This window comes from Microbispora sp. NPDC004025, assembly GCF_053604425.1.
Genome location: NZ_JBSGHN010000002.1, coordinates 79,078 through 101,541, shown reverse-complemented (window position 1 = coordinate 101,541; position 22,464 = coordinate 79,078). Strand labels below are relative to the sequence as shown.

General features: G+C 74.9%; 22 protein-coding genes. 16 read left to right on the top strand and 6 right to left on the bottom strand.

Annotation, left to right across the window (positions count from 1 at the left end):
• The first annotated feature begins 93 nt into the window (after positions 1-93).
• The gene (locus tag ACWEQG_RS04870) at positions 94-756 is read left to right on the top strand and encodes a fasciclin domain-containing protein (protein WP_363471432.1); all 663 of its coding nucleotides are present in this window, start codon (positions 94-96) and stop codon (positions 754-756) included.
• Positions 757-1,114: 358 nt separating this feature from the next.
• Positions 1,115-1,846 carry a hypothetical protein gene (locus ACWEQG_RS04865; RefSeq protein ID WP_452281793.1) on the top strand — a complete coding sequence of 244 codons (732 nt, stop codon included), beginning with the start codon at positions 1,115-1,117 and terminating at the stop codon, positions 1,844-1,846.
• Positions 1,847-1,911: 65 nt separating this feature from the next.
• Here ACWEQG_RS04865 and ACWEQG_RS04860 read toward each other — a convergent pair whose 3' ends face one another.
• On the bottom strand, positions 1,912-2,112 hold the full coding sequence (locus ACWEQG_RS04860; RefSeq protein ID WP_363471428.1) for a transposase: 201 nt from the start codon (positions 2,110-2,112) through the stop codon (positions 1,912-1,914).
• 157 nt (positions 2,113-2,269) lie between these two features.
• Between ACWEQG_RS04860 and ACWEQG_RS04855 the strand changes: the two genes are divergently transcribed.
• From ACWEQG_RS04855 to ACWEQG_RS04825, 7 genes are all read left to right on the top strand, one after another.
• Positions 2,270-4,426 (top strand): amylo-alpha-1,6-glucosidase, encoded by a 2,157-nt coding sequence (locus ACWEQG_RS04855; protein ID WP_452281791.1) that lies wholly within the window; start codon positions 2,270-2,272, stop codon positions 4,424-4,426.
• A gap of 58 nt (positions 4,427-4,484) precedes the next feature.
• Positions 4,485-4,949 (top strand): DUF6157 family protein, encoded by a 465-nt coding sequence (locus ACWEQG_RS04850; RefSeq protein ID WP_452281789.1) that lies wholly within the window; start codon positions 4,485-4,487, stop codon positions 4,947-4,949.
• 158 nt (positions 4,950-5,107) lie between these two features.
• A complete protein-coding gene (locus tag ACWEQG_RS04845) occupies positions 5,108-5,776 on the top strand; it encodes a dienelactone hydrolase family protein (protein ID WP_452281787.1) in 669 nt (222 codons plus the stop codon).
• A gap of 24 nt (positions 5,777-5,800) precedes the next feature.
• Complete coding sequence (locus tag ACWEQG_RS04840) at positions 5,801-6,778, top strand: aldo/keto reductase (RefSeq protein ID WP_452281785.1); 978 nt, start codon at positions 5,801-5,803, stop codon at positions 6,776-6,778.
• An 89-nt stretch (positions 6,779-6,867) separates the two neighbouring features.
• A complete protein-coding gene (locus ACWEQG_RS04835) occupies positions 6,868-7,845 on the top strand; it encodes a carotenoid biosynthesis protein (protein WP_452281783.1) in 978 nt (325 codons plus the stop codon).
• On the top strand, positions 7,833-9,377 hold the full coding sequence (locus tag ACWEQG_RS04830) for a phytoene desaturase family protein (protein WP_452281781.1): 1,545 nt from the start codon (positions 7,833-7,835) through the stop codon (positions 9,375-9,377). The genes ACWEQG_RS04835 and ACWEQG_RS04830 overlap by 13 nt, the downstream gene beginning before the upstream one ends.
• A complete protein-coding gene (locus ACWEQG_RS04825) occupies positions 9,374-10,735 on the top strand; it encodes a glycosyltransferase family 2 protein (RefSeq protein ID WP_452281779.1) in 1,362 nt (453 codons plus the stop codon). The genes ACWEQG_RS04830 and ACWEQG_RS04825 overlap by 4 nt, the downstream gene beginning before the upstream one ends.
• On the opposite strand, the gene ACWEQG_RS04820 is transcribed toward ACWEQG_RS04825, so the two are convergent.
• Positions 10,686-11,300, bottom strand: a complete 615-nt coding sequence (locus tag ACWEQG_RS04820) for a glycerol-3-phosphate acyltransferase (RefSeq protein ID WP_452281777.1) — start codon at positions 11,298-11,300, stop codon at positions 10,686-10,688. The genes ACWEQG_RS04825 and ACWEQG_RS04820 overlap by 50 nt on opposite strands.
• A gap of 43 nt (positions 11,301-11,343) precedes the next feature.
• Here ACWEQG_RS04820 and ACWEQG_RS04815 point away from each other — a divergent pair, with 43 nt between their 5' ends.
• Entirely contained in the window at positions 11,344-12,018 is a 675-nt protein-coding gene (locus ACWEQG_RS04815) for a spheroidene monooxygenase (protein WP_452281775.1), read from the top strand.
• A 32-nt stretch (positions 12,019-12,050) separates the two neighbouring features.
• On the opposite strand, the gene plsX is transcribed toward ACWEQG_RS04815, so the two are convergent.
• Genes plsX through ACWEQG_RS04795 form a run of 4 tightly spaced genes read right to left on the bottom strand, consistent with a single transcriptional unit; the run spans position 12,051 to position 17,027 of the window.
• Positions 12,051-13,025, bottom strand: coding sequence for a phosphate acyltransferase PlsX (gene plsX / locus ACWEQG_RS04810; protein WP_452281773.1), 975 nt, complete (start codon positions 13,023-13,025; stop codon positions 12,051-12,053).
• Positions 13,022-13,942, bottom strand: a complete 921-nt coding sequence (locus ACWEQG_RS04805) for a phytoene/squalene synthase family protein (RefSeq protein ID WP_452281771.1) — start codon at positions 13,940-13,942, stop codon at positions 13,022-13,024. Before ACWEQG_RS04805 ends, plsX begins: the two co-directional genes overlap by 4 nt.
• The gene (locus tag ACWEQG_RS04800; RefSeq protein ID WP_452281769.1) at positions 13,939-15,435 is read right to left on the bottom strand and encodes a phytoene desaturase family protein; all 1,497 of its coding nucleotides are present in this window, start codon (positions 15,433-15,435) and stop codon (positions 13,939-13,941) included. Before ACWEQG_RS04800 ends, ACWEQG_RS04805 begins: the two co-directional genes overlap by 4 nt.
• Positions 15,432-17,027, bottom strand: a complete 1,596-nt coding sequence (locus ACWEQG_RS04795; RefSeq protein WP_452281767.1) for a polyprenyl synthetase family protein — start codon at positions 17,025-17,027, stop codon at positions 15,432-15,434. The genes ACWEQG_RS04800 and ACWEQG_RS04795 overlap by 4 nt, the downstream gene beginning before the upstream one ends.
• A gap of 311 nt (positions 17,028-17,338) precedes the next feature.
• On the opposite strand from ACWEQG_RS04795, the gene ACWEQG_RS04790 reads away from it, so the two are divergent.
• The 6 genes from ACWEQG_RS04790 to ACWEQG_RS04765 all read left to right on the top strand — a co-directional run bounded on the left by ACWEQG_RS04790 (position 17,339) and on the right by ACWEQG_RS04765 (position 22,449).
• Positions 17,339-18,397 carry a MerR family transcriptional regulator gene (locus ACWEQG_RS04790; protein ID WP_452281766.1) on the top strand — a complete coding sequence of 353 codons (1,059 nt, stop codon included), beginning with the start codon at positions 17,339-17,341 and terminating at the stop codon, positions 18,395-18,397.
• 113 nt (positions 18,398-18,510) lie between these two features.
• Complete coding sequence (locus tag ACWEQG_RS04785) at positions 18,511-19,032, top strand: RNA polymerase sigma factor (protein ID WP_452281764.1); 522 nt, start codon at positions 18,511-18,513, stop codon at positions 19,030-19,032.
• 2 nt (positions 19,033-19,034) lie between these two features.
• Positions 19,035-20,015, top strand: a complete 981-nt coding sequence (locus ACWEQG_RS04780) for a YbgA family protein (protein WP_452281762.1) — start codon at positions 19,035-19,037, stop codon at positions 20,013-20,015.
• 28 nt (positions 20,016-20,043) lie between these two features.
• Positions 20,044-20,523, top strand: coding sequence for a TspO/MBR family protein (locus ACWEQG_RS04775; protein ID WP_452281760.1), 480 nt, complete (start codon positions 20,044-20,046; stop codon positions 20,521-20,523).
• A gap of 106 nt (positions 20,524-20,629) precedes the next feature.
• Positions 20,630-21,505: an MEDS domain-containing protein gene (locus ACWEQG_RS04770; RefSeq protein ID WP_452281758.1), complete on the top strand. Its 876-nt coding sequence runs from the start codon at positions 20,630-20,632 to the stop codon at positions 21,503-21,505.
• Positions 21,502-22,449 carry an anti-sigma factor RsbA family regulatory protein gene (locus ACWEQG_RS04765; protein ID WP_452281756.1) on the top strand — a complete coding sequence of 316 codons (948 nt, stop codon included), beginning with the start codon at positions 21,502-21,504 and terminating at the stop codon, positions 22,447-22,449. Before ACWEQG_RS04770 ends, ACWEQG_RS04765 begins: the two co-directional genes overlap by 4 nt.
• Positions 22,450-22,464 lie beyond the last annotated feature (15 nt).

Sequence of the window (22,464 nt, the reverse complement as noted above, 5' to 3'; positions counted from 1 at the left end):
TACCGGGACCGATCGGTGCGTTCGCTCTGTGTCTCGTCACGCACCCGACCCGCCACCCAGCAACGACCTTTCCACGACTAAGGAAGCACGATCATGAATACCCGTCTGCTCGCCCTTGCCGCCCTGACCGCGGCGCTCTCGATGTCCGCGGCCTGCGGCAGTCAGGGCGACAACACCGCGGCTCCGGTCGCGGCCAACGAGACCGCCACGGACATGACCACCGAGACGCCCAGCCCGGAGGCGAGTGAGACCGTCTCCCCGAGCCCGTCGGCGTCGCCGGCGGTCTCCGGGACGCCCGTCGGCGCGGGCTGCTCCGCGCTGCCGGCCTCGGGCAAGGGCAGTCCCGCCGAGCTGGCCAAGGTGCCGGTCGGCACCGCGCTCTCCGACATCCCGTCGTTGTCCACGCTGGCGCGTGTGGTGAAGAAGGCCGGACTGGCCGAGACGCTCAACTCCGCCCAGGACATCACGGTGTTCGCGCCCACGAACGAAGCGTTCAACAAGATCCCCAAGAGCCAGCTCGACCAGATGATGTCGAACCGCAAGTCGCTCCGGGGACTGCTGGCCTACCACGTGGTGAAGGGACGCAAGGCGCCGGCGGACATGCACGGCCAGCTGACCTCTCTCGAGGGCCGCAAGCTCACGGTCTCCGGGTCCGACTCCAGCCTCAAGGTCAACGACGCGGCGGTGACCTGCGGGAACATCGCGACGAGCAACGCCACCGTCTACACGGTCGACAAGGTTCTCATGCCGAGGTGACCGTACGTCGCTCCGCGACCGTCTTGTGGGGGTGAGCCGCGCCGCGGCTCACCCCCGTTCGGTTTTGCGGAGCCGTTCTGTGGCGTCGCCGGCGGAGGTGGTTCCTCCGCGGATTCCGAAAATCTGCGGACAGCGGGACGGACATACAGCCTTATTTCGCGTTTTTATTGTTGATTGTCGCCGCGATTCGGGTCAGCACGTCTCCGGGGCCGGCGGGCGGTGTGTGACCTGCGGCCTATGTCCTGAAGCGGCTGATCCTCTTATTTGACCGGACACTGAGCGTCGGGTCCGTGATCGCCCGGCATCGTGCGCTTACCTTCGTTCTTGTACCGTCCACCAGATTTCGGGGGAAATTCTCATGCCTCTATGTACTGCCGTACTCGCCGCCGCTCTTCTTTCGGGTCCCGCGGGTGCGCCCGGCGACCAGGCTCCGCTGTCCGCCAGGGAGCCGATGTCGCCCGGCAAGCAGATCGCCGCACTGGCGATGAACCACCCGGAGGAGCCCGACTTCGTCGCCGCGAAGACGCTGGACATCCTGGACAAGGGCGCGAAGGTCGGCCCGTTCATGTCGGCCGACGACCAGGCCGAGAACCGGGCGAACGGTCCGGCGGCGAACGGCCGTCCCGCCAACCGGCCCGCGACCGGTACGCAGGCGAACGGCGGCGCGGGTGCCGCCGCCCCGCGCGGCGACGGCCCGACCGGGGCCGGCCCGAACGTTCCGCTGATCAGCCGCCCTGGCGACCAGGCGAACGGCTCGCAGCCGGCCAACGGCTCCATGTTCACGATGCCCGCCACCGGCAAGAACACCGCCAACGGCGGCGGCGCGCCTCAGGACGTCTTCCTTCACCCCACGTCCAATCAGCCGACGTACACGAAGCTGTCCGGCAACGACTTCACCCGTAAGCCGACGACCCGGCAGACCGACGACGAGGACGCCGGCGCCTGGGTGCGGGAGATGCAGGGCTGGGGCATGCAGAAGCCGGGTAAGGCGAAGGCCGCCAAGCCCCAGGCCAAGCCCCAGGCCAAGCCCAAGGCCCAGTCCAAGGCGCCCATCTCCGACGACTTCTGGAACATGCCGGGCTGGGACTGAGCGCCCGCGCCGTCGTGAGGCGGGGCGGTGACACGAGGGAGGGGTGAGCCGGACCGGCTCGCCCCTCACCCGTGTCCGCGGGCCCTGGCGGCGCGGCGCAGGTCGACGACCTCCACCAGATCGGCGAGATCGAGATGGGCCGCGACCTCCTCGACGGAGGCGCAGTAGCCCACGTGGTAGCCCAGGTGGCGGACGCGCAGCAGCCCGCGGCCCTCGATGACCACCAGGTCCACCTCGTGCCCTTCCGGGCTCACCCACCTGCGCACGGGGGGAAGAGTAGGCAACGCCGGGTCATGGGCCGGTAAAGCGGCCCTGGTCGAGCCGTCATGCGGCCAACACGGACATGAGACTGCAAGTGCGGGCGGCGGTCTCCGGGTATGAGGGCAACCGTCGGGATCGGGAGACCGGGCCGGGGTGATCGGCATGACGAGCGGGTGGACGTTCGAGGGACAGCCCAGCGCCATCGGCGGGGGCGCCATGACGCTCGTGGCCGGGGGATCGTTCTGCGTGTCGGCCCGCAACGGCGACATCCTGCCCGGGTCGGCGCAGGGGATCTACTACGCCGACACCCGGCTGCTGTCCCACTGGGAGCTGCGGGTCGACGACAGCCCGATCGAGGAGCTCCAGGTCCTCGCCGGCGAGCCGTACCACGCGACCTTCGTCGGGCGGACGGCGCCGCGGCCGGGACAGGCGGAGAGCACGCTGCTGATCGTGCGCGACAGGTACGTGGGCGGTGGGCTGTCGGAGGACGTCACCATCCGCAACATGTCCCACGAGCCGGCCGGCTGCATGGTGACCCTGCACATCGGCTCCGACGTGTGCGACCTGTTCGAGGTGAAGACCCACCGGGTGCACTGGGTGGCCGACGTGACGACCGCGGCGGAGGAACGGTCGCTGCGCATGTTCTCGGTCAGCAAGGCCAGGGGGGTGCGGGTGGCGGCCAAGGCCGACGGCACCCCGGTGATGCCGGTGGTCAACCCGCGCCTGCTCGTCTTCCGCGTGGTGGTGCCGCCGCGCGGCGAATGGACGACCTGCGTCCAGGCCAACCCGATCATCGACGGGGTCGAGACCGAGCCGTGGTACTCAGAGAAGCGGCTGTCGCCCGCGCTGGCCCGGCGGGCCGGACAGCTGTTCGAGTGGGACAAGCGCCTGCCCAAGGTGACGGCGACCAACACCGCTCTGGCGGGAATCCTGCGCCAGTCGCACGACGACCTCGGCGCGCTGCGGCTCTTCGATCCCGAGCATCCCGAGCTGCCGCCCACCGTCGCGGCGGGGGCGCCCTGGTTCATGACGCTGTTCGGCCGCGACTCGCTGCTCACCGCGTGGATGGCGCTGCCGCTCGACCCCGAACTGGCGCACGGCACGCTGGGCCGGCTGGCCGCCCTGCAGGGCACCGAGGTCGACCCGCTGACCGAGGAGGAGCCCGGCAAGATCATGCACGAGCTGCGCTACGGCGCCCGGCAGGACGACACGTCGGCCGGCGGGCACGCCTACTACGGCTCGGTGGACGCCAGCCCGCTGTTCGTCATCCTCCTCGGCGAGCTGCGCCGCTGGGGCCTGCACCGGGCGGCGGTGGAGCGGCTGCTCCCGCACGCCGACGCCGCGCTGGAGTGGATCGAGCGGTACGGCATGCGCGACGGGTTCCTGTGGTACCAGCGCAAGACCGACCAGGGCCTGCTCAACCAGGGCTGGAAGGACTCCTTCGACGGCGTCAACTTCGCCGACGGCACGATCGCCCGGCCGCCCATCGCCCTGGCCGAGGTGCAGGGATACGTCTACGCCGCCTACATCGCCCGCCACTACTTCGCCCAGGAGGCGGGCGACACCGAGACCGAGCGGCGCTACCGGGAGCGGGCAGCCGCGCTGCGCGCCCGGTTCAACGAACGGTTCTGGCTGCCCCACCGCGGCTACTTCGCCGTCGGGCTCGACCACGAGGGCCGCCCGATCGACGCCCTCGCCTCCAACATGGGCCACTGTCTGTGGTCGGGGATCGTCGACCGCGACAAGGCCGCGGCCGTGGCCGAGCATCTGCTGTCACCCCGGATGTTCACCGGCTTCGGCGTCCGCACCCTCGCCTCCGACATGGGCGCCTACAACCCGATGAGCTACCACAACGGTTCCGTCTGGCCGCACGACAGCGCGCTCACCGCGGCCGGGCTCATGCGCTACGGCTTCGTGGAGGAGGCCCAGCGCATCGCCATGGGGCTGCTCGACACCGCCCGCGCCTTCGGCGACCGGCTGCCGGAGCTGTTCTGCGGGTTCGACCGGGGGGAGTTCGGCGTGCCGGTGCCGTACCCGACCTCGTGCTCGCCGCAGGCCTGGGCCTCGGCCACCCCGATCCAGCTCGTACGGCTCCTGCTGCGCATCGACCCGTGGGTGCCGTACGGCAAGGTGTGGATCGCGCCGGCGCTGCCGGAGGGGTTCGGGGACCTGCGCGTCTCCGGAATGCCGCTGGCGGGTACGCGGGTCGACCTGGAGGCCAGGGAGGGCAGCGGCGCGGTGCACCTGTGTGGTCTGCCCGAGGGGGTGCGCCTCATCCCGGAGCCGCGCCCGGCGGGGACGTCCGGCGTCCGCTCCTGACCCCAGGCCGCCCCGGCCGCCCGGGCCGGCCGCCGATCGGCCGGGGCATAGTGGAGCCATGGCCGAGGATCTCAACTATTACTCGACGCTCATCGCGGTCGCCGACGACTGCCCGGTGGACGCCGCGGAGGTGCCCAAGCCCAGGGGCGGCCGGCCCACCGTCGCCGTCCTGCAGTACGAACTGATCTCCGGCGCGCCGTACGGCCTGACGCAGGAGGACGTGCTGTTCGAGACCTGGTTGCGCCGGCAGGACCCGCCGCCGCGGGACCTTTCGGAACAGCGGCGCGCGGAGCTCAGGAAGGAGTTCTTCTCCCGTTCCCAGGCCTGCCTGCGGGCCTCGCCCCTGCCCAAGAAGCACGGCTGGGGGCTGCTGTTCGACCGGGACGGCCGGATCGCGCTGTGCCCGATGGAGTCGGAGGAGTACCGGCGCCTGGTGGAGGGTCAAGCCGGCGGCCCGGGAGGGAGCGGCCCGGGCGACGACGGCGTGCGCGTGCTCAAGGCGATGCGTTCGCGCCGCTCCTGACGCCGCCCGCTCCCACGGGCGGACCGCGCGAGTTTGCCGGGAGCGGCCAGGGGTACGCCCGGTTGTTCCGCGGAGGTCGGCAGAAGTCGGCAGAGGCCGGCAGAGGCCGGCGGATCTCAGCGGAGTCCAGCTGGGCGCGGCCGGGGAGGGCGGGCGTCATGAGCGGAGTCGAACTCAGCGTGCGGATCCCCGTCGGCGGGGTCGTGCTCGACGCGGACGTCGTGGTCCCCGGGGAGGCCAGGGGGGCGGTGCTGTTCGCCCACGGCAGCGGCAGCGGGCGGCACAGCCCGCGCAACCGGTACGTCGCGGGGGAGCTGCAGCGGGCCGGGCTGGCCACCGTCCTGGCCGATCTGCTCACGGTGGAGGAGGAGCGCGCCGACGCCGTCACCGGCCATCTGCGCTTCGACATCGGCCTGCTGGCGGAACGGGTGGCCGGGCTGGCCGACCGGCTGCCCGGGGACGAGGCCGTCGGCGGCCTGCCCGTCGGGCTGTTCGGCGCGAGCACGGGCGCCGCCGCCGCGCTCGTCGCCGCGGCGGCGCGGCCCGCCGGCGTCGGGGCGGTGGTGTCCAGGGGCGGCAGGCCCGACCTCGCCGGGGACGCGCTTCACTCGGTGCGCCAGCCGACGCTGCTGATCGTGGGGGAGCGGGACTCCGTCGTCCTCGATCTCAACAGAACGGCGATGCGGGCGATCACCGCGCCGGTGGAGCTGGAGATCGTGCCCCGGGCCACGCATCTGTTCGAGGAGCCGGGCGCCCTGGAGACGGTCGCGCGGCTCGCCCGCGACTGGTTCCTGCGCCACCTGGCGGGTGGAGCGCCCCCCGCCTGAGCTGCCCCGCTACGATCTGACCTCATGGAACAGCGCGTGTTGGGCAGGACGGGCAGGCAGGTTGGCGTCGTCGGGCTGGGAGCCTGGCAGCTCGGGGCCGACTGGGGCGAGGTGAGCGAGGCGGACGCCCTGGCCACGCTCAACGCCGCGGTCGACGCCGGGACCACCTTCATCGACACGGCCGACGTGTACGGCGACGGCCGCAGCGAGAAGATCATCGGGAAGCTGCTGAAGGAACGGTCCGGCCTGACCGTGGCCACGAAGATGGGCCGCAGGGTGCAGCAGACGCCCGACGTCTACACCCTCGACAACTTCCGCGCCTGGACCGACCGATCCCGCGCCAACCTGGGCGTCGACACGCTCGACCTGGTGCAGCTCCACTGCCCGCCGAGCGCCGTCTTCGACACCGACGAGGTCTTCGACGCGCTCGACACGCTGGTCGCCGAGGGCCGCGTCGCCGCGTACGGCGTGAGCGTGGAGACGGTGTCCGAGGCCCTGACCGCGATCGCGCGGCCCGGCGTGGCCACCGTGCAGATCATCCTCAACGCCTTCCGGCTGAAGCCGCTGGACGAGGTCCTGCCCGCCGCGGAGAAGGCCGGTGTGGGCATCATCGCCCGGGTTCCGCTCGCCAGCGGCCTGCTGTCGGGCAAGTACGGCCCGCAGACGGTCTTCGCCGAGGACGACCACCGCAACTTCAACCGTCAGGGCGAGGCGTTCGACGTCGGCGAGACCTTCTCCGGCGTCGAGTACGGCGTCGGCCTCCAGGCGGTCGACCGGCTGCGCGACCTCGTGCCCGAGGGCATGACGATGGCGCAGTTCGCGCTGCGCTGGATCATCGACCAGCCCGGGGTCAGCGTCGTGATCCCCGGCGCCCGCAACCCGAACCAGGCCGAGGCCAACGCGGCGGCGGCGCGGTTTTCCGCTCTGCCGGCCGAGACGCACGACGCGGTCCGCGGGATCTACGACGATTTGATCCGTCCGCAGGTGCACCACCGCTGGTGACCCCGGCGTCGTGGCGTGCCCGCGGCCGATGAGCCGCCCCGCATGGGCCGGGGGCATCCGATCAGGGGGATCGGCTCGAATCACCCTGTGTGGAGACGTGGGATGCCACAGAGAAGAGGGCGGCCGAGGCTGACGGCACGCCCTCCGAGCGGCGCGGATCACGCCGGCCGCGCCTGACGGGGCCGTGGCCGGCCCGGCCGCCCGGCGGGCCGCGGCCGGACAGCGCCGGCAAGGACGGCAAGGACGGCGTGGCCCGCATGGTCGCTGTGGCCCGCATGGCCCGCACGGCCGGCCTCGTCCGCATCCTCCGCACGGCCCGCACGGCCGGTGTGATCCGGATGGCCGGTGTGGCCGCGCTGGCCGCGATGGTGGCCGCCCAGATCGCGACGGGGCTGCGGCCCCACGACCTGCGCCTCACCACCGTGGTCGTGGTCCTGCTCGCGGTGAGCGCGCTCGCCTTCGCGGCGGCGGCGTACGGCCCGGGCAGGGCGGCGGGCGCGTTCGCGGCGGCGGTGGCGGCGGGTTTCGCCGCCGAATGGGCCGGCATCAGGACGGGCCTGCCCTTCGGCGACTACCGCTACACCGACGCCCTGTGGCCGCGGCCCGGCGGCGTCCCGCTGGTCGTCGCCCTCGCGTGGGGCGGCATGGGCCTGGCCGCCCACGCCGTCGCCCGCCGCGTGGCGCCGCGCGGCCGGGTGATCGCGATCCTCGTGGGCGCCCTGGCGCTCACCGCCTGGGACCTGTTCCTCGACCCGCAGATGCTCCGGCTCGGGCTGTGGGTCTGGGCGGAGCCCGGGCCGTACCGCGGTGTGCCGCTCGGCAACTTCGCCGGGTGGCTGCTGGTCTCCCTCCTGGTCATGACGCTCGTCGACCGTCTCACGGGACGTACGGACGGCGGCCGGGCGGAGGCCACCGGGCTGGTCGCCCTCTACACGGTGATGGCGGCGATGGAGACCGTCGGCTTCGCCGTGGTCTTCCGGCCGCCCGATCCATGCGTGGCCGCCGCCGGAGGGCTCGCGATGGGCACGTTCGCCCTGCTCGCCTGGGGGCGCGCATGGCGGAGGTGATCGTGGTCGGGGGCGGCGTCGGCGGCATGGTGGCCGCCCTGCTGCTCGCGCGGGACGGGCACGAGGTGCGCGTCTACGAGCGGCTGCCCCGCCTGGGCGGCAAGCTGGCGGAACACAGGCGGGACGGCTTCACGTTCTCGATCGGTCCCTCGCTGCTCACGCTGCCGGGCATCTTCCTGGACCTCGGCGTCCCGCTCGACCTGCTCGAACTCGACGAGCTGTGCCGCTATCACTGGCCGGACGGCTCGACGCTGTCCACCTACCGCGACCCGGAGCGTACGGCGGAGGCGGTCGACCGGTTCGCGCCCGGCGAGGGCCGCCGCTGGCGGGCCTACCACCGCTGGGCCGGGCGATGCCTGGACGCCTCGATGCGCACCTTCTTCGCCGGACCGCTGTCCGGGCCCGTCGTCGAGCCGCCGATCCCGTGGTCCGGAGGGCGGGCCGCCGAGATCACGGACGGACGGCCGGACGCCGGGCGGCGCGGCGCCGTCCCGCGGCCCCGGCCGGGCGACCTGCTCGCGGTCGCGCCCGGCCGCACCCTGGACGCGCTGGCCGGCCGGTTCTTCCGGGACGCCCGCCTGCGTCAGTACGTCGGCCGCTACGCCACCTACGCCGGGTCGAACCCCTACCGCGCGCCCGCCGCCCTGGGCTGCGTCCCCGCCATCGAGCACGGAGACGGCGGGTGGTACGTGCGGGGCGGGCTGCCCCGCCTCGCCGACGCGCTGGCCGGGGCGCTCGAGAAGGCGGGCGTCGAGGTCCACCTGGAGACCGAGATCACCGAACTGATCGCGGGCCCGGGGCGGGTCGGCGGCGTCCGCACGGCCCGGGGCGAGGCGGTCCGGGCCGACATCGTGATCGTCAACGCCGACGCGGCGGCCCTGTACGGGCGGCTCCTGCCCGACCGTGCCCGGCTTCGCCGGATCGCCGGGCTGGGCCTGTCGTCGTCCGCCTTCCTGCTGCTCGCCGCCGTGGAGGGGCGGACCGAGGGCATGCCGCACCACTCGGTCGTGTTCTCCGCCGACTACCGGCGCGAGTTCGGCGACATCTTCGACCGGCGGCGGCCGCCGGAGGACCCCACGGTGTACATCGCCTGCCCCGCGGTGGACGACCCCACCCAGGCTCCCGCGGGCGCCGAGAGCTGGAGCATGCTGGTGAACGTTCCCGCCGGCGACCCCGCGCGCTGGCCGATGCCGCCCGAGGCGTACGCGGAGCTCGTCCTCGGTTGTCTGGCGAGCAGGGGTCACGACCTGTCCGGACGGCTGCGCTTCCTCGACCTGCTGACCCCGGCCGACCTGCGCGACCGGTACGGCGCGTGGGGCGGGGCGATCTACGGCGGCGCCTACGGCGGCCCGCTGGCCCCCTTCCGCCGTCCCGGCAACCGGGGGCCGCTGCGCGGCCTGTACCTCGTCGGCGGGTCCGTGCATCCGGGAGGCGGGCTGCCGCTGGTGGCGATGGGCGGCCGGATCGTGGCCGCGCTGGTGCGCCGCGACTTCCCCCGTGCCGGGCGGCGGCCCGAGGCGGTCGGACGATGAGGCCCAAGACGTCCAGGACAGCCGGGACAGCCGGGACAGCCGAGGCCGCCGGGCTGGCCGGAGTGGTCGGGATGGCGGGGATGGGCAGGGGCCCGCGGGCCGGGGCCGCCGGACGGCTGCTCGCCGCCGCCCAGGCCGTCGCCGCCGTCGTCGTGCTGGTGCGCCTCGCCCGCGGCCGGCGGCGCCTCCCGCCGCTCACCGCGTCCCCGTCCGTCACACCTTCCGGCGGCCGGACGACCGGGCCGGGCGGCGGTGCGGCCGGAGGCGACTCCTCAGCGGCATGCGCCGGCCGGGGGGAGACCTCCGACGGCGGACATCCGGGCATCTCGGTGGTCATCCCGGCCAGGGACGAGGAGCGGAGGCTCGGGCCCTGCCTGCGAGCGGTGCTGGCCGACCCCGCCGTCACCGAGGTCATCGTGGTGGACGACGAGTCCTCGGACGGCACCGCGCGGCTCGCCGCCGCGTACGGCGCGACGGTGGTGCGCGGACGCCCCTTGCCGCACGGCTGGGTGGGCAAGCAGTGGGCGCTGCACCAGGGGCTGTCGCGGGCGCGCGGCGAGATCGTGGTCACGCTGGACGCGGACACGCGGCCACGGCCGGGCCTGTTCGGCGCGCTCGCCGCCGCCCTCCGGGACCACGATCTGGTCAGCGCGGGCCCCCGTTTCGTCTGCGAGGGACTCGCCGAGCAGGCGCTGCACGCGTCGTTCCTCGCCACGCTGGTCTACCGGTTCGGCCCCATCGGCCCCCCGGCCCCGCCGCCGCCCCATCGCGTGGTGGCCAACGGCCAGTGCCTGGCCTTCCGCCGGGAGGCGATGCGGCGGGCCGACGGCTTCACCCGGGTGCGCGGGCACATGACCGACGACGTCGCCCTCGCCAGAGCCCTCGCCGCCGGCGGCTGGAGGGTCGGCTTCCTCGACGCGGGGGAACTGCTGGAGGTCGACATGCACGAGTCGGCGGCCGAGGTGTGGCGGGAGTGGGGGCGTTCGCTGCCGCTGCGCGACGTCACCCGCCCCGCCTGGCAGGCGGCCGACCTCGCCGTCGTCTGGCTCGCCGCCGCGTTGCCGGCGCTCCGCCTGGCCGCCGGGCGGCCGACCCGGCTCGACCTGGCGCTGCTCGCCGTACGGGTGCTGCTGACCACCGCGCTGCGGCGCAGCTACGCCCGGCCGGGCGCGGGCGTGGCGCTGTCGTTCCTGCTCGACCCGGCCACGGCCGTACGGCTGACGCAGGCGACGCTGCGGCCCGTCAGGACCTGGCGGAGCCGCGCCTACCCCGTCTTCCCCGCGGGCCGCGCGGCGGAGGCCGGCGCCGTCAGGCGCGGCGCGCGGCCAGCGCCGCCTGCCCGAAGCGCAGCCCGATGAGGCACATGAGCGCGCCGGTCGCGGCGACGTGGCCGATCGGCGCGAACGGCAGTTGCAGCAGCGGGATCGCGAACACCCCGGCCCGCGCCCCGGCCGCGAACGACCGCGTGAGCAGGAAGACCAGTCCGAGAACGGCGAGCGCGAGCCCGAAGGCGGGCGGGCAGATCACCGCGATGCCGCCGGCGAAGGTCAGCACCGACCGCCCGCCGCGGAACCCGGCGAAGACCGGCCAGGCGTGCCCGATCATCGCGGCCCCCACCGCCAGGTACGCCGCGGGGACGCTCGGGCCCGCGACCACCCCCGGCCCGGTGGTGTGGGCGCCGCCGGCCAGCAGGCCGAGCAGCCCGGCGAGCACGCCCTTGGCCGTGTCCCCGGCGAAGACCGGCGCGGCCGTCCGGCCGCCGAGCCGTTCGCGCACGTTCCAGAAGCCGGGGTTGCGGTCGCCGATCTCCCGGGGATCGACCCCCCGCCGCCCCGCGACCAGCACCGCGACCGGAACCGAGCCGAGAAGGTAGCCGCCGATGAGCGCCACGAGCAGGGGGACGAGCGGCGGGAGCGTCGTCACGTTCCACCTCCAGCGATACGCGGACCGGGGGGCGATGCGTCACATGGCCTTCGACCGACCGGTGCTGCGCCGCACCGGAGGGCTGCTGTTCTGGCGGCTGCTCGGCTCGGGCCGGGGAACGTCGATGACCCTCGGCGCCGACCTGCGCCGCTGGGCGCTGCTCGCCGTCTGGCGGGACGAGCGGGCGCTCGAGGAGTTCCTGGCACGCTCGCCTATCCCCGCCAGGTGGCGGCGCGAGGCCGTCGAATCCTGGCACGTACGGCTCGCGCCGATCGCCTCGCGCGGACGCTGGAACGGGATCGAGCCGTTCACACCCGTGCCCGGGCCGCCCCCGCGGGCGACGTCGCACGCCACGGCGGGGCCGCAGGACGGGCCCGTGGCGGTGCTGACCCGGGCGTCGATCCGGCCGTCGCGTCTGGTCGCGTTCTACCGGTCCGTGCCCGCCGTCGAGGGGTGGCTGCGAGCCCAGGAGGGCTGCCTGGCCTCCGTCGGGCTGGGGGAGTGGCCGCTGGCCCGGCAGGCCACCTTCTCCCTGTGGCGTGACGCCGCCGCCGTCCGCGCGTTCGCCTACGCCGGGCGGGCGCACCGTGAGGTCGTCGAACGGGTCCGCGCCCATGACTGGTACTCCGAGGAGCTGTTCGCCCGGTTCGTTCCCTGTGCGAGCGTGGGCACCTGGGACGGCGCCGACCCCCTCGCCGGTCTCCGGGCCGATCCCTGAACCGCCGGGGCGGCGCCCGGACGCGCGGGAGGTCACGGCGCCGGTTGCACGGCGAGACGGTCGCCGAGCCGGGCGACGACCTCGCCCTCGGCGAGGTCGCGTGCGACCACGCAGGCCCGGGCGACGGTCCCGGCCCGGGAGGAGCCGTGCGCCACGACGACGGTGCGGGTGAGCCCGAGGAGGGCCGCGCCGCCGTGCGTCTCGGGGTCGTAGCGGGCCGCCACCCGGCGGAGGCCGGCCGGGCCGGCCACGCCCTCCGCCGCCGCGAGGGCGAGCATGGCGCGCACGGTCCCCTCCACGTTCTTCAGCACGACGTTGCCGGTGAACCCGTCGGTGACGATCACGTCGACGACCCCGGTGAGCACGTCGCCGCCCTCCACGTTGCCGTGGAAACGCAGCGGCAGGCCGCGCAGCAGGGTCTCGGCCCGGCGGGTCAGCCGGTTCCCCTTGCCGGGCTCCGCGCCGATCGACAGCAGCCCGACGCGAGGGTCGGCCACGCCCAGCACGAGCTGCGCGTACGACGCCCCGAGCAGCGCGAACTGGGCGATCATCTCGGGCATGGGGTCCACGGTCGCGCCGGCGTCGACCAGCACGGTGACCCCGCCCGCCGTGGTCGGCAGCGCCACGGCCAGCGCGGGGCGCAGCACGGCGGGCGCGGTGCCGAGCCGGTCGGCCGCGCAGGCGACCACGGCCCCGGTGGACCCCGCCGACACGAACGCGGCGCCGGCTCCCTCCCGCAGCAGGTCGAAGCCGACGGACAGGCTGGAGCGGGGCATGCGGACCGCACCCGCGCCCCGCTCGGTCATCGGCACGACGTCGGCGGCGTGCGCGACGTCGATCTCGCCCGCCGCCCCGAGCCGGGCCAGTTCGCCGCGTACGACCCCGGCCCGGCCGACGAGGACGACGGGCACGCCGTGCTCCCGCCACGCCTCGACCGCTCCCCGGACGATCTCCGCGGGCCCGTGGTCCCCGCCCATGGCGTCGACCACGACCGGGCGGGACGTCACGCGACCTCCACCCGGCGTTCGGCTCGGGCGGCGGCCCGTGCGGCGAACAGGTGCCGGGCGAAGATCGCGAGCCTGCGCCGCCGGGAGACCCTGGCCCGCCTCGCCAGCACGTCGTGCCCGGCCGCTCCGATCTCGTCCAGGATGCCGCCGTACAGCTCGTACGCCGCCCTGATGCAGGGGCGGGACGAGGGCGCGAGCAGCGCGATCCCGTCACGGGCCCGCCGGTAGTGGTCGCGGGCGCGGTCGCACTCGTAGGCCACCAGCTCCCGCACGGCCGGCGTGGCGTACGGCGCGGCCAGGTCGGCCTCCGTCACGCCGAACTTGTCGAGGTCGGCGAGCGGCAGGTAGACGCGGCCCCGTGTCAGGTCCTCGCGCACGTCGCGGATGAAGTTGGTGAGCTGGAAGGCCAGCCCGAGCTGGCGGGCAGGCTCGCGGGCCCGCCTCTCCTCGCCCGGCAGGGCCTCCAGCACCGGCAGCATCATCGTCCCGATGACCGCCGCCGACCCTTCCATGTATCCCAGCAGGTCGTCGTAGGTCGCGTACCGGTCCACGGTGAGGTCGGCGCGCATGGACGCGAGGAACGCCCGCACGTCGGCGTGGTCGATCCCGAACGCCCGCACCGTGTGCGTGAAGGCGGGGAGCACCGGGTCGCGGACGTGCTCGCCGTCCAGCGCGGCGGCGAGCCGGGAGGACAGGCGCTCCAGCGCCGCGGACCGGTCGCCGGTCACCGCGAACGAGTCGACGATCTCGTCGGCGTAGCGGGCGAAGCCGTACAACGCGTGGACGTGCGGCCGTTTCCAGGCGGGCAGCAGGCGGGTGGCCAGGTAGTACGAGCGGCCGTAGCTCGCGTGCAGCCTGCGGCACCGCTCGTAGCCGGCCGTCAGCGTCGCGGCCGGCGCCTGTGGTGGCGCGCTCATGGGGTGCTCTCCAGGATGCGTTCGGCGGCCAGGCGGCCGGAGATCAGCACGGGCGGCACCCCGACGCCGGGCGCCGTGTACATGCCCGCGAAGTGGAGGCCGGGGACCCGCCGGGCCATGCCGGACGGGCGGAACCACGCGGTCTGGGTGAAACGGGCGTCGAGCGCGAAGGGCGTGCCGCCCGAGTGGCCGCGCCGCCGCCAGGCGGGAGGATCGAACACCAGCCGGGGCGTGCCGGACAGGTCGCCGTACCCGAGGCCGGCGAGCCGGTCCAGCATGCGGTCCACGAGGCGGGGGGTGAGCGCGGTCCAGTCGGCTTCGCCCCGCGTGTTGGGGGCCGGCTCCAGCACGCTGAGCACGGCGGGCCCGTGGTTGTCAGGCCCGTGGTTGTCAGGCCCGTGGTTGTCAACGCAGGTCACCAGCAGGCTCGGGTCCGGCTGCGGCCTGCCCGCCTCCAGCTCCGCGAACGTCGTCTCCCACTCGCGCCCGAAGTGCAGGGTGTGGTGGGCCTGGCCGTCCGGGCGCCGGTCCAGCGCGAAGTGCGCCACCAGGCACGAGGGGGACAGCCGTGGCCGGCGCAGCCGCCAGTCGGCCGCCTCCTCGGGCAGCAGGCCGTCGCCGTCCCGCCGCCCGTGGGCCCGGAGCAGGTCGCAGGCCACCACGGCGTGCCGGGCCGCCAGCCGCTCCCCGGTGTCGAGGCGGACGGCGACGACCCCCGCCCCGTCGGTCTCGATCCGCGTGGCCCGCACGCCGTAGCGGAAGACGGCCCCGGCCTTCTCGGCGGCGGCGGCCATGGCCCGCGGGACGGCGTGCATGCCGCCCTCGCGGGGGAAGTAGACCCCGCCGACCGTGTCCATGTGGGCGATCACGGCGTACACGCCGAGGGCGCGGCGCGGTGACAGGCCGACGTACAGCGCCTGGAACGTGTGCGCCCTGATCAGCCGCTCGTCGGTGAGGTGGCGCCGCACGAGCCCGTCCAGCCGGCGGAAGCCGCCGAGCGCGGCCAGCCGCACCAGCGCGTACGGCCGGGCCAGCGCGCCCAGCCGGGTCATGTCGCGGTCGATGAACGTGCTCCACTCGGCCTCGAACATCTCGCCCAGCAACTGCCGGAACCGCCGGTAACGCACGGCCTCGGCGGGCCCGCACAGCGTCCGCACGCGCTCGGCCATCGCGTCGGCCCCCGCCACCACGTCCAGCCGCGATCCGTCGTGGAAGGTCAGCCGGTAGTACGGATCGAGCCGGCGCAGCGGCAGCCAGCGCTCCAGGTCCTGCCCGGCGGCGGCGAAGGTGTCGGCCAGCACCCCCGGCATGGTCAGCACCGAGGGCCCGGTGTCGACGCGGTGGGAGCCCAGGGCGGCCGTGCCGCAGCAGCCGCCCGGCACGTCGGCGGCTTCCACGACCGTCACCTCGCGGCCCGCCCCGGCCAGGCGCATCGCGGCGGCCAGGCCGCCCAGCCCGGCGCCGACGACCACGATCGGCCCGCCCGCGGTCATCGGCGGGCTCCGCCGGTCGAGGGCTCCGCGGAGCCGGCCACGGGAGCGGGGCCGAGCCGGGTGGCGCCGCCGGCGGGATCGGGCCGGCCAGGGCGAGTGCCAGTGGGATCGGGTTGGGAGTGGCGACTGTCCGGGCCGGGCTGGGCGCGGGCGGCGGGGTCGGGTCGAGCGGGGTCGGGTCGAGCGGGGCCGGATTGAGCGGGGCCGGTGTGGGTGAGGGGGCCCGTGGGATCACGGTGGAGAGGGTCCGTGGGATCGGGTTGGGAGTGGCGACTGTCCGGGCCGGGCTGGGCGCGGGCGGCGGGGTCGGGTCGAGCGGGGCCGGATTGAGCGGGGCCGGTGTGGGTGAGGGGGCCCGTGGGATCACGGTGGAGAGGGTCCGTGGGATCGGGATGGGTGAGGCGGCGGGCGAGGTCGAGCAGGGCCGACCGGGCGTCCGGGGGCATGTCCGCCCCGGACAGCGCCGCGGCCGCGGCCTCGGTCAGGTCGCCGATGCGCCGCTCGACCGTCTCCAGCGCGCCGGTAGCGACGATCATCTCCCGGGCCGCCGCCACGAGGTCCGGCCGTGCCTCGCCCGGCCCCGGCAGCGCGTCGAGCAGCGCCGCGCCCGGGCCGTCCGCCCGTTCGCGTGCCAGCGTCAGCAGGTAGGTCCGCTTGCCCTGCAGCAGGTCGGCCCCGGCGGGCTTGCCGGTCCGCGCCGGGTCGCCGAAGACGCCGAGGACGTCGTCGCGGAGCTGGAAGGCCTCGCCCAGCGGCAGCGCGTACGCGCTGAGGACCCGGCGCAACCCGGGCTCGCCCCCGGCGATGGCGTGGCCGAGGTGCAGCGGCCGCTCAACCGTGTATTTGCCCGACTTGTACGTCGAGATCAGCAGGGCCTCCCGGCGGCCGCCCCCGCCCCGGGCGGCGCAGGTCAGGTCGAGGTACTGCCCGGCGGCCAGTTCCACGCGCAACTGGGTGAGGACCTCCAGGGCGTCGGCCAGCCTGCGGCGGTCGGTCAGCAGCGCGGAGTCGGCCCAGGTGAAGGCCAGCATGCCGAGCAGGACGGCGGCCGACTCCCCGAACCGCCGCGACGATCCGGCCCAGCCGCCCTCCCGATGCCGCTCGGCGAGCGCCACGTGGGCGGTGACGCGGCCGCGCCGCAGCGGCGACTCGTCCATGACGTCGTCGAGGATCAGCGCGCACGCGTGGAGGAGCTCGATCGAGCAGCCCGCCGCCAGCACGGCGTCGAGGTCGTCGGGGGAGCCGCCGGAGGCCCGGTGGCCCCAGTACACGAAAGCCGGTCGCAGCCGCCTGCCGCCGCGCGCGACGAAGCCGGCGAGGTGGCTCCGCAACGTCTCCCGGTCCTCGGTCCCGAGGAAGGACAGCCGGTCCATCTCACGCCGGAGCAGCTCGTCCAGGGCCCGGTCGAACAGGGCACGGTCGAACAGGTCCCGGTCGAACAGGTCCCGGTCGAACAGGTCCCGGTCGAAAGGGGGACTGTCGATCAGGCCGGCGTCGGACAGGGCGCCGTCGGGCGGGCCGGGCAGGTGGCGATCGGACGGCTCCCGCGTCTCCTCCCCGACGCCGCCGGTCTCGCGGGTCAACGTCACCATGCGCACTGCTCCTTCGATCGTTACGGTGATCGGCGGCGCCGTCAGTAGAGTTTTCGCGCCCGCCCGCACCGGCGGTTGCATCCGTGCCGGGCTCCCCCGCCGAAACAAGGCCAGGGGGGTGGCCGGCAGGGGCGGCGGCGGCCACGAGGACCGTGCGCGTGCGGCCCCCGGTGCGCCGTGCCCGGCCCTGGGCCCGGTGCTCGCTAGGCGCGCGACCGCGGGCCGGAGGCCGGCCGGCGGGCACGCGGACGGGCGGCCGGAGCACGGCGAGCGGCCGGGACGACCGGCCGGACGGACAACGGGGTGAGCGGGTGGCAGACGAGGACGCACCGGGCGCCGGCGAGAACGCGGCCGCCGAGGAGGAGCCGGGCTACGGCATCGGGGCCGTCTCCCGGAGGCTCGGCGTGCCCGCGTCCACGCTGCGCACGTGGAACCTCAGGTACGGCATCGGCCCGAGCAGGCGCAGTCCCGGCGGGCACCGCCGTTACGACGACGCGGACCTGCGCCGGCTGGAGGAGATGAACCGGCTGATCCGGGCCGGGATGCCGCCGGCCGACGCCGCCAGGCAGGCGCTGCGGCCGAGGTCCGCATCGGGAGAGCGGGCGGCGCCCACGGCGTGGCCGGGCGCCGCCGCGCCGCCGGAGTCCGCTGCGCCCGCCAAACCGCCGCTGGTGCCGTCCGAGCCGCACGAGTCCCCCGGGCCGTCCGAGCCGCGCGTGCCGCCCGCGCCGTCCGCGCCCGCCGTACGGCAGGCCGCGGAACCCGGGTTGCTGTCGGCGGTGATGCTGGCCCGCGCGGTGACGGCGCTGGACGCCCCGACCATGAGCGCGGGACTGGACGCGGCGCTGACCACGCACGGCGTGGTGTGGACGTGGGAGCGGCTGGTGCTGCCGGTGTTCGCGGCCGTCAGCCGCAGGCAGCGGGACACGTGCGCCGGGATCGACGTCGAGCACCTGTTCTGCGAGCGGCTCCAGGCCGCGCTCGCGCGGTTCGCCGCCCGTGCGCCCTCGCCCGTGCATCCCCGTCCGGTCCTGCTGGCCGCCGCCGAGGAGGAGCAGCACGCGCTGCCGGTCCACGCCCTGGCCGCGGCGCTCGGCACGCTCGGGGTGGAGACTCGTGTGCTCGGGGCGCGCACGCCGTACCGGGCGCTGGCGGACGCGATGCGCCGCCTCGGCCCCGCGGCGGTGTTCGTGTGGTCGCAGATGCGGGAGACCGGCGATCCGGCGCCGCTGGCCGGTCTGCCGCGGCTGCGCCCCGCCTGCCGCGTCGTGGCAGGCGGCCCCGGGTGGGGGGACGACCTGCCCGCGGAGGTCGTCCGGGTGGCGACGTTTCGCGACGCCATCTCGGCGGTAATGACCACTCTGCGGTGAATTCGCGCCCTTTGGCGCTTTTTGAATCCAGCGTTCGGCCCCCATGGTTGCCCTCTCCAAGCGCGGGCAGTTATGAATAGATTTTGAATAAGTTTTCGCGTCAAGGGGGGCCGATGGAGGAGACGCTGGAGTTCCGCCTCGCCGCGGGAGACGTGGGCGCCCTGGGGGAGTGCTACCGCTCCCACTCGCCGGCCGTGCGCTCCTACCTGCGCAGACTCGTGCCGCCGCAGGACGTCGAGGACGTCCTCCAGGTCGTCTTCACCGAGGTGTGGCGCTTCCGGCACCGCTTCGACCCGGGCCGCAGCCTGTCGGCCTGGCTGTTCGGCATCGCCCGCAACCGCGCGGTGGACCACCTGCGGGCGCGCACGCCCGCGACGGTGCCGCTCGATGCGGTGCCCGACCCGGCGGGGCACGACGGCCGGCTGGACGGCGACGAGTTCGCCGACCGCGACCGCGTCCGGCGCGCGCTCGCCGCCCTGCCCCAGGTGCAGCGCCAGGCGATCGAGCTGGCGTACTACGGGGACCTGACCCAGCGGGAGATCGCCGAGCACCTGCGCGTCCCGCTCGGCACGGTCAAGGCGCGTACGGCGCGCGGTCTGCACCGCCTGTCCACGCTGCTGCGGACGGCGGCCTGACCATGGAACCGGCGGAGGGGATCAGGCCCAGGGTGGCCGTGTCGAGCTGCCTGCTCGGCGCTCCCGTGCGGTTCGACGGCGGCCACAGCCGTGACCGGTTCCTCACCGGCGAACTGTCGGAGCACGTGGACTGGGTGCCGGTGTGCCCCGAGATCGAGATCGGTCTCGGCGCTCCGCGCGAGACGCTCCGCCTGGAGCGCTCCGCCGACGGGCCCCGGCTGATGACCCGCCGGACGCGCGCGGACCTGACCGCGCCGATGACCGCCCTCGCCGCCGGGCGCGCGGCCGGTCTGGCGGACGTCGACGGGTACGTGTTCAAGTCGAGGAGCCCGAGTTGCGGACTCCACGGGATCCCCGTGTACGGGGGAGAGCGCGGGCCGGCCGACCGGCGCGGCAGGGGCGTCTTCGCCGCCGCGATCGCCGCCGCCCGGCCGGAGCTGGCGATCGAGGACGAGGGCCGGCTGCACGACGCCGTGCTGCGCGAGGAGTTCGTCGAGCGGATCTTCGCCTCGGCCCGCCTGCGGGCCCTGCTGGCAGGCGACTGGCGCCCCCGCGACCTGGTCGCCTTCCACACCCGGCACAAGATGCAGATCCTCGCGCACGCGCCCGCGGCGTACCGGGAGATCGGGCGGCTCGTGGCGGCGGCGGGCGAGCGGCCCAGGGACGCGCCGGCCAGGGACGCGCTGGCCAGGGACTACGACCGGGCGTTCCGGACGGCCCTCGCCACCAGGGCCACGGTCGGGCGCCACGTCAACGTCCTGCACCACTGCCTCGGCATGATCGGCCGGGAACTCGACCCGGTCCGCCGGGCCGACGTGGCCGAGGTGATCGCGTCGTACGGGGCCCGCAGGGTCGCCCTGACGGTGCCGATCGCCCTGCTCCGGCACCACGCGAGGGGCGCGGGGGTCGGCTACGTCCGCGACCAGACCTACCTGTCCCCGTATCCCGACGCGCTGCGCCTGCGCAACCACATTCCCGCATGAAGGCGCCGCACGGGGCAGAGGAAGATCCATGAGATCCACATCGACGAAGACGCTGCTGCGCACGGCCCTCGCCGTGACCGCCGCCGCCGCGGTCGGCGGCCTGTCCACCGACGCGCGCTCCGGCTGGTACCGCCGGCTGCGCAAGCCCTCCTGGCAGCCGCCGCCGCAGACGTTCGGCCTGGTCTGGACGCCGTTGTACGCGACGATCGCCTACGCCTCCGCCCGCGCGCTGTCGCGGGCCGGCGACGGCTCACGGCCGGCCCTGCGGCGGGCGCTCGCGGTGAACCTGGTGCTCAACACGGCCTGGCCGCCGCTGTTCTTCAAGGCGCGCAACCCCCGCCTCGCGCTCGCGGAGATCCTCGCCCTCGACGTGTCGAACGCGCTGCTGACCCGCCGCCTCCTGCGCGAGGACCGCACGGCCGGTCTCCTGCTGCTGCCGTACGCCGGGTGGACGCTCTTCGCCACCGCGCTCAACGCCGCCATCGCGCGTCGCAATCCGGACGCCTGAGCCCGCCGGCCCGCCACAGGGGGATCGGCGGCGACGGTCCGGCGCGCACGAACGCCTATAGCCTGGGGGTGCCCGCATTCCCCAGGCGGAGCGTTATGAGGTGGCCATGGTCCCGTCCCTGTTCGACCGGCTGGTCGCCGGCGATCACGTGTGCGACGTCTACGACGACGAGGAGCAACGCCTTACCGCAGTTGCCCGTTTCGTCCGCGCCGGCGTCGGCGGCGGTAACAGGGTCGTCCACTTCTCCGCGGGCTCCCCGCAGAAAGCCGTGGACGAGCTCGTGACCCAGGGCGTGGACGCCCGGGCGCTGTGCGAAACCGGCGCACTGCAGGTGTACGCCGCCGGGGACACCTACCTGGCGTCGGGCTCCTTCGACCCGGAGGCGGCGATCGACGGCTGGCGGCGGATGCTCGCGGACGCCCTGGAAGCGGGCTACACCGGCCTGTGGGCGCTGGGCGACATGTCCTGGGCGGCCTCGCGGATCCCCGGCGTCGAGCGCCTCCACTGGTATGAGGCCGAGGTCAACCGGGTCTTCTCCGGTGGCCAGGCCCTCGCCATGTGCCTGTACGACCGGCGGACGATGCCGCCGGAGGCGCTCGACCGGATCTCCGCCGCCCACCCCTCCCGGCTCGGCCCCGGGCCGGACGAGAACTGGGTCCCGCTGTTGCGCATGCGGCGGACGGCCGCTCCACCCGGCCTCGCCCTCACCGGTGAGGCCGACGCGTCCAACAGGGAGGCGCTCGCCGCCACGCTCGCCGGACTGCGGGAGGACCTGCCGGACGCGCGCGGACCGCTGACCGTCGATCTGTCGGAGCTGCGCTTCGCCGACGCGGCGGTCGCACGGCTGCTGATCGAGAGCCACCGTGCCCTTCGCGGAGGGATCAGGGTGGTCGGGTGCCCGCCTCAGGTCGCCCGGCTGTTACAGGTGCTGGGCGGCGAGGAGACTCTCGGCGTGGTCGACCGCGCGGAGGTGACGGCATGACCGGGTTCGACCACATTGGGCTGCTGTACCGGGACGAGGACGAGTACGCCGCGGAATGCGCCGCCTTCCTCCGGCACGCTCTGGCCGCCGAGGAACCCGCGATGGTAGCCGTGCCGGGCGGCAACGGCGAGCTGATCCGGGCCCGCCTCGGAAGCGACGCCCATCGTGTCGTCTTCCGGGACATGAGCGTCGCGGGCCGCAACCCGGGGCGGATCATCCCGTCGGTCCTGCTCGCTTTCCTCCGCGAGCACGCGGGCCGGCGCGTCTGGATCATCGGCGAGCCCATCTGGGACGGGCGCAGCGAGATCGAGTATCCCGCCTGCGCCCAGCACGAGGCCCTCATCAACGCGGTCTTCGCCGCCGAGGAGGCCGCGATCCTGTGCCCGTACGACGTGGCGCGGCTGAACCCGGAGGCGGTCGCCGACGCGCACCGGACCCATCCCGTCATGCAGGACGCGACCGGCGTCTGGGACAGCCCGGTCTACACCGATCCGATCGAGACCGCCGCCGCGTTCGACGTCTCGCTGCCCGCACCTCCGCCGACCGCGGCGGCCTACCGCTTCGAAGGCCTGCGCGCTCTGCCGGCGCTGCGCGCGTTCCTGTCCCGCGAGGCCCTGGCGGCCGGGCTCGGGGCGCGGCGCCTGACCGAGATGCTCATCGCCGTGAACGAGCTGGCCACCAACACCGGGGAGTACACCGACGGGGCCGGCACGCTGACGGTCTGGACCGAGGCAGGGACGCTGGTGTGCCAGATCGACGACGGCGGCCGGATCGCCGACCCGCTCGCGGGGCGGGTGCCACCCCCTGACCACGCCACCCACGGACGCGGCCTGCTCGTCGCCCACGAGTTCGCGGACCTGGTACGCGTCCACCGGCACCCGCGGGGGACGAGCATCCGCGTCCACTTCGCCCTGTCACCCGAGCAGGTGCCGGCCGTCGGGTGACGGGACCGGCGCCGT